Origin of the sequence: Arthrobacter sp. MYb227 (assembly GCF_002975435.1) — a bacterium.
Classification (GTDB): Bacteria; Actinomycetota; Actinomycetes; order Actinomycetales; family Micrococcaceae; genus Paeniglutamicibacter.
Genome location: NZ_PCPT01000001.1, coordinates 25,373 through 37,438, shown reverse-complemented (window position 1 = coordinate 37,438; position 12,066 = coordinate 25,373). Strand labels below are relative to the sequence as shown.

Genomic DNA, 12,066 nt, shown 5'->3' with positions numbered 1-12,066 from the left:
GTGAGCGTACTTGAGGATATTATTGCGGGCGTTCGGATTGATCTGGACGCCCGCCGTTCCATCTGTGGCCAGGCCCAGATTGAAGCTGACGCGGCTGCCGCACCTGCGGCCTTAGACGCCTTTGCCGCCTTGGGCGGCAAAGCCATCCAAACCCAGCGTGATGGGATCATGCGGGTCATTTCCGAAGTTAAACGCAAATCTCCCTCCAAGGGTGCTCTTGCCGATATCCCGGAACCCGCAGAACTTGCGGCCGCCTACGCAGCAGGTGGTGCCTCGGTCATCTCGGTACTCACCGAAGAACGCCGTTTTGGCGGATCGCTTGCCGACTTTGATGCTGTACGTGCTGCGGTTGACATTCCCTTGCTGCGCAAGGACTTCACAGTTGACGCGTACCAGATCTATGAGGCACGCGCTCACGGAGCGGACCTCATCCTGCTCATCGTTGCGGCCCTTGATGATGCCCAAATGCGTGAATTCCTCGAACTCACCCATGCTCTTGGCATGAACGCCCTGGTTGAAACGCACACCGAGGAAGAAATTACGCGCGCGATCAACCTTGGCGCCAAGATCATCGGCGTGAACGTGCGAAACCTCAAGACCCTTGAGGTGGACCGCAACAACTTTGCCAACCTCGCAGATCTGATTCCGCACGATGCCATCATCATCGCCGAATCCGGCGTACGTGGAGTTGACGACGTTCAGCACTATGCCTCCCACGGAGCCGACGCCATCTTGGTAGGCGAAGCCCTGGTGAAGGACAACGATCCACGTGCTGCCATTGAACAGTTCATTAGCGCAGGAACCGCCGCTAAACCGGCACGCTCCGGCGACTAAACTATTTTCCCCTCAGACCTCCTCAGCTAGATAAGGATGCCCCCAGATGAACCCGACTACAGGTGAACCGGCCGACGGTTCCCAGCAGCCCGTGCCAACTCCGGGGGAATCCCTGCGGCACGCCCCTGGCCCCTACTTTGGGGACTACGGGGGACGCTGGATGCCCGAATCGTTGATCGCCGCCATGGACGAACTCAACGAAACTTTTGAAGCGGCCAAGGCCGATCCGGAGTTTGTGGCCCAGGTCAAGGATCTGAACAAAAATTACTCGGGCCGCCCGTCAATGCTTACCGAGGCCAAGCGTTTCTCCGAGGTAGCCGGCGGCGTACGCGTTTTCCTCAAGCGTGAGGATTTGAACCACACGGGAAGCCACAAGATTAACAATGTGCTTGGCCAAGCATTGCTTGCCAAGCGCATGGGCAAGACCCGCATCATCGCCGAGACCGGAGCAGGGCAGCATGGCGTTGCCTCCGCGACCGCAGCTGCCCTGATGGGCCTTGAATGCGTTGTCTACATGGGTGCTGAAGATACTCGCCGACAGGCACTGAACGTGGCGCGCATGCAGCTGCTCGGCGCCACAGTCATCCCGGTAACCGCAGGCAGCCAGACGCTGAAGGATGCCATCAACGAGGCATTGCGTGACTGGGTAGCCAACGTGGAAAACACCCACTACCTGCTGGGAACCGCAGCCGGGGGACACCCATTCCCTGCCATGGTGCGTTACTTCCACGAAGTCATTGGCGAAGAAGCCCGCGAACAGATTTTGGCGCAGACCGGCCGTCTACCAGACGCTGTTGCAGCATGCATTGGCGGCGGTTCAAACGCGATCGGTATCTTCCACGGCTTTCTCGACGACAACGAGGTGGAACTTTACGGCTTTGAGGCCGGCGGCGACGGCATCGACACCCCACGCCACGCGGCAACCATCACCTTGGGCCAGCCCGGAGTGCTGCACGGAGCCAAGAGCTACCTGATGCAGGATGAAGATGGCCAAACCATCGAGTCCCACTCGATTTCTGCGGGCCTTGACTACCCCGGCGTCGGCCCGGAACACGCCTACCTTGCTGACATCAAGCGCGTGAACTACGAGCCAATCACCGACACCGAAGCCATGGACGCTTTCTCGCTGCTGTGCCGCACCGAGGGCATTATCCCGGCCATCGAATCCTCGCATGCCCTTGCCGGAGCGCTAAAAATTGCTGCCCGCAAGATTGCGGCCGGGGCAACGCCTGAAGAAACCATCATTATCGTCAACCTTTCGGGGCGTGGCGATAAGGATGTGGGAACCGCAGCGGCATGGTTCAACCTTCTCGACGCCGATTCCACCACCGAGCCAAAGGACGCCAAGTGAACATCGTATCCAAGAGCGCCGCAGCCATCGAGGCTGCCCGCGCCGAAGGCCGCCCGGCACTGATCTGCTACCTGCCTGCAGGATTCCCCGACGTGCAGGGAACTATCGACGCGGCGGTTGCCATGGCAGAAAACGGTGCCGACATTATTGAGGTCGGCGTCCCCTACTCGGACCCGGTCATGGACGGCTCGGTCATCCAGGCAGCCACGGTCCAGTCCCTGGCTCAGGGCTTCAAAGTTGCCCAGGTTTTTGACATCGTCAAGGGCATCACCGAACGCTGCGATGCAACTGTCATGATCATGACCTATTGGAACCCGGTGCTACGCATGGGCGTTGATGAGTTCTCCCGCCGCCTGGCAGAGGCCGGCGGCGCCGGGCTCATCACCCCGGACTTGATCCCCGATGAGGCAGCCGAATGGTTTGAAGCATCGGATAAGTACGGACTGGATCGAGTCTTCCTCGTGGCGCCGTCCTCCACCGAGGCCCGCATGAAGGCAACCGTCGAAGCCAGCCGCGGTTTCGTCTACTGTGTCTCGGTCATGGGTGTTACCGGTGCACGCACCGAAGTCTCCGATGCCGCAGCCTCGGTAGTTGCCGCGGCCCACGCGGCAGGTGCCACGAACGCATGCGTCGGTTTGGGTGTTTCACAGCGCAAGCATGTCGAAGAAATCGGTGCCTACTCCGACGGCGTCATCGTGGGTACCGCACTTGTGGCGGCGCTACGCGATGGGGGAGTGGAAGCGGTAGGCAAGCTAACGGCCGAACTTAGTGGGCGGCACGTTAACGCATGAGTGCCCTGCTGACGGCAAGCGCCAGCGTACTTGCCTCAATCCCTAGCCCGCCAGCAGAATTCTCCAAGCTCACCATTGGTCCGCTGACCATCCATGCCTACGCCCTATGTATTTTGGCGGGCATTGTTGTTGCGATGTGGATGACCAACAAGCGTTGGTTGGCCAAGGGTGGGCCAGCGGAGGTCGTATGGGATATCTGCATTTGGGCAATTCCCTTTGGCATCGTGGGCGGCCGGCTCTATCACGTGCTGATCACCGATCCCGAATACTATTTTGGGCTCAATGGGCAGCAGGCCCACCTAGGTGAAATCCCACAAATCTGGGCCGGTGGCCTAGGAATTATGGGGGCAATATCCCTCGGTTCGCTGGGTGCGTGGATTGCTTGCCGTCGTGCAGGTGTCCGTTTGCCGGCGTTCCTCGATGCAGTAGCCCCCGGTGTGTTACTGGCGCAGGCCTTCGGACGGTGGGGAAACTGGTTCAACCAGGAGCTCTTTGGCAAGCCAACAACGTTGCCGTGGGGTCTGGAAATCGATCCCAATAGCTACAATTTCCCACCCGGACTACCGCCGGGAACCTTGTTCCAGCCAACGTTTCTCTACGAATCATTATGGAATGTTCTTGGCGTCTTCCTGCTGCTGGCCCTTGACCGTAAGTTCAAGTTGCGCCGCACTGCAATGTTCTGGTGCTACCTGATCTGGTATGGCATTGGCCGCACCATGATGGAAACTATGCGCATTGATGCTGCGGACACCATCACTATTTTGGGTGTTGGTCTGCGCGTACACATGTGGCTAGCCATTGCCATGGTGATCTTGGGTACCGTGGGGCTCATCTACGTATTGACCAAGCTACGCCCGCAACCCTACCCAGGAATCTACCTGCCAGGGCGTGCTCCCAAGGAAGAGATCGAGACCAAGGCTTCTTCGGAATCGGCTAGTGAAGCCGGAACCGGCACCGAGCAAAGTAAGAGCGTGGATAAAGAATCCAAGCAAGGTTCCGAGGACTCTGACGACTAGCAAGTCGCCTTGTCCAGGGCACGAGGCCCCCGCACAACAAAAATATTCGTGAAGCCACGAATACGAAATGTTGCGTGGGGGCCTTGTCGTTTTCTTCAGGTAGTCAGCCGAGACCTAAACGTACAAGTCAGGTAGCAATTAGCGGCGCATACGAAAACTGTTGGAAACAAAACTACGCCTAAAAACGAAACATTAGGGTGCTACGATTTTTTCACCCTGACACCAAGGGCGGCCACGGCTCACCAGCATCCCGCTCGTCAACCACAATGACGTGGAAGCCCTTTCCCTCACCCGGCTCTAGGGCGAGAGAAAAAACACGCACACAACAGTGGTGAAGTCCCACCGGAGCTTTTCACAACGACCGCGAGCGAAAGCAAGCGGCTTTTTGCGACCCCAAAATATCGTGTCCAAGCCAACTACACTTAAGGATTACCAATGAGCATGACCGGAGTGCAACTGAACGCTTCACCCGATTGTGGCGAGGAATTCTCCTCGCCCTACACCCGGTTCGCTGCCATTCCAGACCCACAAGGTCTCTATGATCCTGCGAACGAAAAAGACGCCTGCGGTCTGGCCATCATCGCCACCCTCACCAAAGAACCAAGCCACACTATCGTTCTGCACGCACTCGAAGCACTGCGCCGCCTTGAACACCGCGGAGCCGTCGGAGCGGATGACGGCACGGGAGATGGTGCCGGAATCCTCACCCAAATCCCCGATGAATTTTTCCGCGCGGTCACCGACTTCACCCTCCCGGCCCCCGGTCAATACGCAGTGGGAACAGCATTCTTACCGCAGGATCCAACTGTGCGGACAGCGGCACTCGACGGTCTTGAAGAACTCGCCCTCGAAGAAGGCCTGCACGTCCTAGGCTGGCGCGAACTACCCATCAATGCGGAGCATATCGGCCCCACGGCACTTAATTGCATGCCGCATTTCGCCCAATTATTTTTGGGCACTAGTGAAGAAACCCTCAACGAGCTAGACGCCCGTGTCTTTCGTGTCCGCAAACGCGCGCAGAATAAGTACGGCATCTATTTCCCCTCGCTGTCCAGCGCCAGCATCGTGTACAAGGGAATGCTCTCCACCGAGCAGCTCTCACGTTTTTACCCAGATCTAACCGATGTCCGCTTCGCCAGTGCCTTCGGCATTGTCCACTCGCGTTTCTCCACAAATACCTTCCCGTCCTGGCCGCTTGCCCAACCATTTCGCACCATTGCACACAATGGAGAAATCAATACGGTCAAGGGCAATAGGAACTGGATGCGCGCCCGCCAATCCCTGCTGGCCTCACCGCTGTTGGGCGATGTCCCGGAAGAACTCTTCCCCATCTGCTCGCCCGGGGCTTCCGATTCCGCATCCTTCGACGAGGTCGCGGAATTACTCATGCTCTCCGGACGCCCCATAGCCCAAGCCATCATGATGATGATTCCTGAGGCCTGGGAAAATCACGCAACCATGGATGCCGATCGCCGGGCCTTCTACGAATACAACTCAATGATCATGGAACCCTGGGACGGACCGGCAGCGGTGTCCTTCACCGACGGCAAACACGTCGGAGCGGTGCTTGACCGCAATGGTCTGCGCCCGGCCCGCTACTGGGTCACCACCGAGGGACTCGTGGTTCTCGCATCCGAGGTTGGCGTCATTGACCTAGCCCCGGAACAAATAACGGCCAAGGGCAGGGTTGCCCCGGGCAAGATGTTCCTCATCGATACCCAAGCCGGACGAATCATTGATGATGCAGACATCAAGGAACAGATCGCCACTTCCAATCCCTGGGCCCAATGGGTTGCCGAAAACAAGATCAACTTGAACGAACTTCCGGATCTTGAGCACGTTAAACACAACTCGGCCTCGGTCCAGTTGCGCCAGCGCACCTTTGGCTACACCACCGAGGAGCTACGCATCCTGCTCGCTCCCATGGCCGCTACAGGTGCCGAACCGCTGGGGGCCATGGGCACCGATACCCCGATTGCGGTGCTCTCCGAACGCTCCCGACTGCTCTTTGACTACTTCACCCAATCCTTTGCGCAGGTCACTAACCCACCGCTTGATTCAATTCGTGAGGAGCTCGTGACCTCCCTTGCCACAAGCATTGGCCCGGATGGGAATCTGCTGGCCACCGGCAAAGTTGAGGCACAACAGGTAGCTCTTGACTACCCGGTGATCACCAACGATGAGCTGGCCAAGATCGCAAACTTGCGTCAGGTAGACGGCGGCAAGATCGCACTGAAGGTCCGCGGCCTCTACCGTCCCGAAGGCGGGGAAACCGAGTTGCGGACCCGTATCCAAGAAATTTGTGAAAAGGTTTCGGCAGCCATCAACCGAGGAGTGAAATTCATTGTGCTCTCGGACCGGGACTCAAATGCCCAATGGGCCCCCATCCCATCCTTGCTGCTCACTTCCGCCGTTCACCATCACCTGCTCAAAAGCGCCAATCGCACCAAAACCTCGCTGATCATAGAGGCAGGAGATGTCCGCGAAGTTCACCATGTTGCGGTGCTCATTGGCTACGGTGCCTCAGCCATCAACCCCTACCTGGCTCTCGAGTCAGTTGAAGACATGGCAAACCGCGGCGAACTCGGTGACATCGGCCCGGCCCAGGCCCAACACAACCTGATTAAGGCACTGGGTAAGGGAATACTGAAGATTATGTCCAAAATGGGCATCTCTACGGTTGCCTCCTACTGTGGGGCACAAACCTTTGAGGCGCTAGGGCTTTCCAAACGCGTGGTTGACCAGTTCTTTACCGGAACCCAAAGTCAGCTTGGCGGCGTTGAACTAGAAATCATTGCCGCCGAAACGGCAATGCGTCACGGTGCTGCCTATCCGGCAGATCTCACCCCGGAACCACACCGCTTACTGGAAACCGGCGGCGAATATCAATGGCGCCGCGAGGGACCACCGCACCTGTTCAACCCGGAAACCGTCTTTAGGCTCCAGCACGCAACCAGGGAACGCCGCTATGACATTTTCAAGGCCTATACGGCAGGGGTAGATGACCAAGCCAAGGGACTGCTGACGCTACGCGGATTACTCGATTTCAAGATTGATCCGGAAACCTCGATCAACATCGATGAGGTCGAACCCGTGTCCGAAATCGTCAAGCGCTTCGCCACCGGTGCCATGAGCTATGGCTCGATCTCCGCCGAAGCGCACGAAACCCTGGCCATCGCCATGAACCGGCTCGGCGGCAAGTCGAACACCGGTGAGGGCGGCGAGGACGTGGAGCGCCTGCTGGATCCTGCACGTCGCTCGGCAGTCAAGCAGATCGCCTCGGGCCGCTTCGGAGTCACCAGCATGTATCTCACGCACGCCGATGATCTGCAGATCAAGATGGCTCAGGGCGCTAAGCCGGGGGAGGGCGGCCAGCTCATGGCCAACAAGGTTTACCCGTGGATTGCCCGCACCCGCCATTCGACCCCAGGGGTCGGACTTATTTCCCCGCCGCCGCACCACGACATCTACTCCATCGAAGACCTCGCCCAGCTGATCTACGATGCAAAGTGCGCCAACCCCAAGGCACGCGTGCACGTGAAGCTGGTCTCCGAGGTCGGCATCGGTACCGTAGCAGCGGGCGTCACCAAGGCCAAAGCCGATGTAGTACTGATCTCCGGGCACGATGGTGGCACCGGTGCTTCGCCGCTGAACTCGCTGAAGCACGCAGGGGTCCCCTGGGAACTCGGCCTGGCCGAAACCCAGCAGACGCTGATGCTCAACGGATTGCGCGAACGCGTCACGGTACAGGTTGACGGCCAGCTAAAGACCGGCCGCGACGTGGTCATTGCCGCGCTGCTGGGCGCCGAAGAATTCGGCTTTGCCACGGCCCCCCTGGTGGTTACCGGGTGCATCATGATGCGTGTCTGCCACCTTGACACCTGCCCGGTGGGCGTGGCAACCCAAAACCCCGAGCTGCGTGCCCGCTTCACGGGTCAGGCGGACCATGTGGTGAACTTCTTTGAATTCCTCGCCCAGGAAGTGCGCGAACTCCTAGCACAACTGGGGTACCGCACCCTTGCCGAAGCCATCGGGGCTGCAGAACGCCTAGATACCCGTGCCGCGGTAGGACACTGGAAGACCGCGGGCCTAGATGTTTCAAAGATCTTTGAAACCCCACGGACCCCCGAGGGCGCCGCACGCCAACGCACCACGGTGCAAGATCACCATCTTGAAGATCACCTAGATAACAAGCTGATCGAACTCGCACAAGCCGCACTGGCACGCCGTGAGCCGGTAGCCATTGAAGTTCCGATTCGCAATACCGACCGTGCCGTGGGAACCATGCTGGGGAACAAGGTCACCGCAACCTTTGGCATCGATGAGTTAGCACCCGGCACCATCGAGGTCACCCTGCGTGGGCATGCAGGCCAATCCCTTGGCGCCTTTATGCCAGCCGGTATTCTCTTGCGCCTGATCGGAGACGCAAATGACTATGTGGGTAAGGGGCTATCCGGGGGACGGATCATCCTACGCCCCGATACGCGCAGCAGCTTTGAACCCGCGGCGCAGGTCATTGCGGGAAACGTCATTGGTTATGGTGCTACAAGCGGTGAGATGTTCATTAACGGCATTGTTGGTGAACGCTTTGCGGTACGTAATTCAGGCGCCACGGCAGTGGTCGAAGGAATCGGTGATCACGGATGCGAGTACATGACCGGTGGCACGGTACTGATCCTTGGAAGCACGGGTCGTAACTTTGCCGCGGGTATGTCCGGTGGCACCGCCTACGTCGTTGACCTGGATCCAAGCAAACTCAACCCGCTGGCGGTGGCGCAGGATGATCTCATCTTGGAAGGCCCCGCGGACGCTGACTGCGAACTGATCAGGGATCTACTCATTGAACACGTTGCTACCACGGGCTCTGCGCTCGCCGAAAGCCTGCTTGCCGATTGGCCGGCAGCCGCGGCACGCATTACCAAGGTATTGCCGCGTGACTATGCGGCAGTATCCAACGCACGCACCAGTGCCACCCATGAAGGATTCGACCCCGATTCAGCAACTGTCTGGAACAGGATTTTGGAGGTGACCCGTGGCTAATCCACGTGGATTCTTAGATGTACGCGAACGCAATACCGCCCCCAAGCGTACGGTGCCCATCCGACTGCTTGACTACCGAGAGGTCGTGCAACGTCAGGAAGCCGGCGAACTGAGAAAACAGGCTGGCCGTTGCATGGATTGTGGCATCGCCTTTTGCCATAATGGTTGCCCGCTGGGGAACCTGATCCCCGAATGGAACGCGCTGGTGCAACAGGACCGCATGGATGAGGCATCCGAACGCCTGCATGCAACAAATAACTTCCCGGAATTCACCGGGCGGCTCTGCCCGGCACCGTGTGAGTCCTCCTGTGTGCTGTCAATCAACCAACCGGCCGTAACAATTAAGCAGATTGAGGTGGAAATCGCCGACACGCTCTTAGCCAGTGGCGAACTTGTTCCGGTGCTGCCCACCAGACATACCGATCAACGTATTGCCGTTGTTGGTTCGGGCCCTGCGGGGCTTGCCGCTGCTCAACAGTTGACCCGCGCCGGTCATACCGTTGCGGTGTATGAGCGCGATGAGAAGCCCGGGGGATTGCTACGTTATGGGATCCCTGACTTCAAAATGGAAAAGCAGGTATTGGAGCGCCGGCTGGCCCAAATGGAAGCCGAGGGAACCGTATTTCGCAATGGGGTTTCGGTGGGTGAGCAAGTGAGCTGGGAACGCCTGCATCGCAGCTATGATGCGGTGATCATCGCCACAGGGGCCACGGTTCCGCGCGATATGCCAATCACCGGGCGCGAGTTAAATGGCATCCATTTTGCGATGGATTACCTTGTCAATTCCAACCGGGTGGTTGCCGGAGAAGACAAAGAATTGCGCATCAACGCAGCAGGAAAACACGTGGTGATCCTCGGCGGCGGGGATACCGGAGCCGATTGTTTGGGCACCGCACTACGCCAAGGAGCGGCCAGCGTTACCACCCTTGCCATCGGTGCTCAACCACCCACCGAGCGGCCCTACAACCAGCCATGGCCCATGTTTCCCAAGCTCTTTGAGATCCAATCCGCTCACGAAGAAGGGGGCGAGCGCAGCTATTTGGCGGCCACCGTAAACTTCACGGGTAAGCACGGAAGCGTGATGGGTGTTACTGTGGCAGAGACCGAATTTATAGACGGTCAGCGCCTTCCGAAGCCGGGTAGCGAGCGGGTTATCCCCGCCGACCTAGTCTTCCTGGCTCTTGGGTTCACTGGAACCGAAGATGCCGGTCTTATGGAACAGGCCAACATCGAGTTTGATGACCGGGGCAGCGTCGCCCGCGATGGTTACTACAAAACCAACACCCCTGGGGTGTTCGCGGCAGGTGATGCCGGACGCGGACAATCCCTGATTGTGTGGGCCATTGCCGAGGGACGTTCCTGTGCCGCGGCGGTGGACAAATACCTGATGGGCGAAACCCGCCTACCGGCCCCCGTTGCACCAACGGATCAGGCCATCAGCATGTTGTGAGACGGATTCACCACTTTTACGGTGTTTTCCCGACCTGAGAAATGGAAAGGCAGATAGGCTGACCGTATGAGACGCGCAAAGATTGTGGCCACCTGGGGCCCGGCGATCGGTACCTACGAGAAGACGTTGGCAGTGCTCAAGGCGGGTGTTGACGTAGCTCGTTTGAACATGAGCCACGGCGATCACTCGCTGCACGCCGAAAACCTGAACAACGTCCGTGCAGCGGCCTTGGAACTGGGCCGTCCGGTTGGCATCTTTGCCGACCTGCAGGGACCAAAGATCCGCTTGGGTCGCTTCATTGACGATGCAAAGCACATCCTCAAGGTTGGCGATACCTTCACCATCGTGATCGCCGATGTACTTGGCGATGAAACCTTCTGCTCCACCACCTTCAAGGGCCTGCCACAGGACGTCAACGTTGGGGACATCCTGCTGATCAATGATGGCAAGGTAGCGCTGCGCGCCACCGCCGTTGATGATGAAAAGGTTGTCACCGAGGTCGTCGTTGGCGGCGAAGTATCAAATAACAAGGGCATTAACCTGCCCGGTGTTGCCGTCAACGTTCCCGCCTTGAGCGAAAAGGACGAGGACGATTTGCGCTGGGCCATCCGTGCCGGCGTCGACATGGTTGCCCTGTCCTTCGTGCGTAACGCGGCAGATATTGAGCGTGTTCACGAAATCATGGATGAGGAAGGCCGTCGCCTTCCGGTCATTGCCAAGGTCGAAAAGCCGCAGGCAGTTGATGCTCTCGAAGAGATCATTAACGCCTTTGATGCGATCATGGTTGCCCGTGGCGATCTGGGTGTTGAGCTTCCGCTCGAAGAGGTCCCGCTGGTCCAGAAGCGTGCCATTGAACTTGCACGTCGCTGGGCCAAGCCGGTCATCGTCGCCACCCAGGTGCTCGAATCAATGATTGAGTCTCCGACCCCGACCCGTGCCGAGGCCTCGGACTGCGCCAACGCCGTGCTTGACGGTGCAGATGCCGTGATGCTTTCGGGTGAAACCTCGGTGGGTGAATACCCCATCGAGACCGTTGAGACCATGGCACGGATCATTTCCTCCACGGAAAAGCATGGCCTTGATCGTATTCCGCGTCTTGGGTCCAAGCCGAAGACCCGTGGTGGCGCTATCACCCGTGCAGCAGTTGAGATCGCAGATCAGCTCGATGCCAAGTACATTGTCGCCTTCACCCAGTCCGGTGACTCGGCACGTCGCCTCTCGCGCTTGCGCCCGAAGAAGCCGGTACTTGCCTTCACCCCGTTGCCGCAGACCTACAACATCATGACCCTGATGTGGGGCGTGCAGCCACGTCTTGTCGAGTATGCGGATCACACAGACAAGATGACGGCACAGGTTGACCGTGCACTGCTTCAGGAGGGACTGGCCGAGATCAACGACATCGTCTGTATCGCAGCCGGTTCACCTCCAGGACAGGCCGGCTCGACCAACTCGCTGCGCATCCACAAGGTCGGCGACCTTGCCGATGCAGGACAGCTGGTTGAAGGTAAGCCAATGCCTGCCCGTGAGAAGGTAGGCCCGTGGGCAACAGAAAACGTTGTTGGCGAAGGCACCCGCGACATCTAG

The 12,066-nt window shown here is 58.7% G+C and carries 7 protein-coding genes; all 7 read left to right on the top strand.

The genetic code is table 11. The features are described 5' to 3' along the window. The 7 genes from trpC (at window position 1) to pyk (ending at window position 12,066) form a co-directional block, all read left to right on the top strand. The gene (trpC, locus tag CQ018_RS00160) at window positions 1-834 is read left to right on the top strand and encodes an indole-3-glycerol phosphate synthase TrpC (protein ID WP_105547975.1); all 834 of its coding nucleotides are present in this window, start codon (window positions 1-3) and stop codon (window positions 832-834) included. A 46-nt stretch (window positions 835-880) separates the two neighbouring features. After that, on the top strand, window positions 881-2,185 hold the full coding sequence (trpB, locus tag CQ018_RS00155; RefSeq protein WP_105547974.1) for a tryptophan synthase subunit beta: 1,305 nt from the start codon (window positions 881-883) through the stop codon (window positions 2,183-2,185). After that, entirely contained in the window at window positions 2,182-2,976 is a 795-nt protein-coding gene (gene trpA / locus CQ018_RS00150) for a tryptophan synthase subunit alpha (protein ID WP_105547973.1), read from the top strand. The genes trpB and trpA overlap by 4 nt, the downstream gene beginning before the upstream one ends. Next, the gene (gene lgt, locus CQ018_RS00145) at window positions 2,973-3,992 is read left to right on the top strand and encodes a prolipoprotein diacylglyceryl transferase (RefSeq protein ID WP_105547972.1); all 1,020 of its coding nucleotides are present in this window, start codon (window positions 2,973-2,975) and stop codon (window positions 3,990-3,992) included. Before trpA ends, lgt begins: the two co-directional genes overlap by 4 nt. 435 nt (window positions 3,993-4,427) lie before the next feature. Next, entirely contained in the window at window positions 4,428-9,032 is a 4,605-nt protein-coding gene (gene gltB, locus CQ018_RS00140) for a glutamate synthase large subunit (protein ID WP_105547971.1), read from the top strand. Further along, window positions 9,025-10,482, top strand: a complete 1,458-nt coding sequence (locus CQ018_RS00135) for a glutamate synthase subunit beta (protein WP_105547970.1) — start codon at window positions 9,025-9,027, stop codon at window positions 10,480-10,482. Before gltB ends, CQ018_RS00135 begins: the two co-directional genes overlap by 8 nt. A 66-nt stretch (window positions 10,483-10,548) precedes the next feature. Continuing rightward, window positions 10,549-12,066 carry a pyruvate kinase gene (pyk, locus tag CQ018_RS00130; protein ID WP_105547969.1) on the top strand — a complete coding sequence of 506 codons (1,518 nt, stop codon included), beginning with the start codon at window positions 10,549-10,551 and terminating at the stop codon, window positions 12,064-12,066.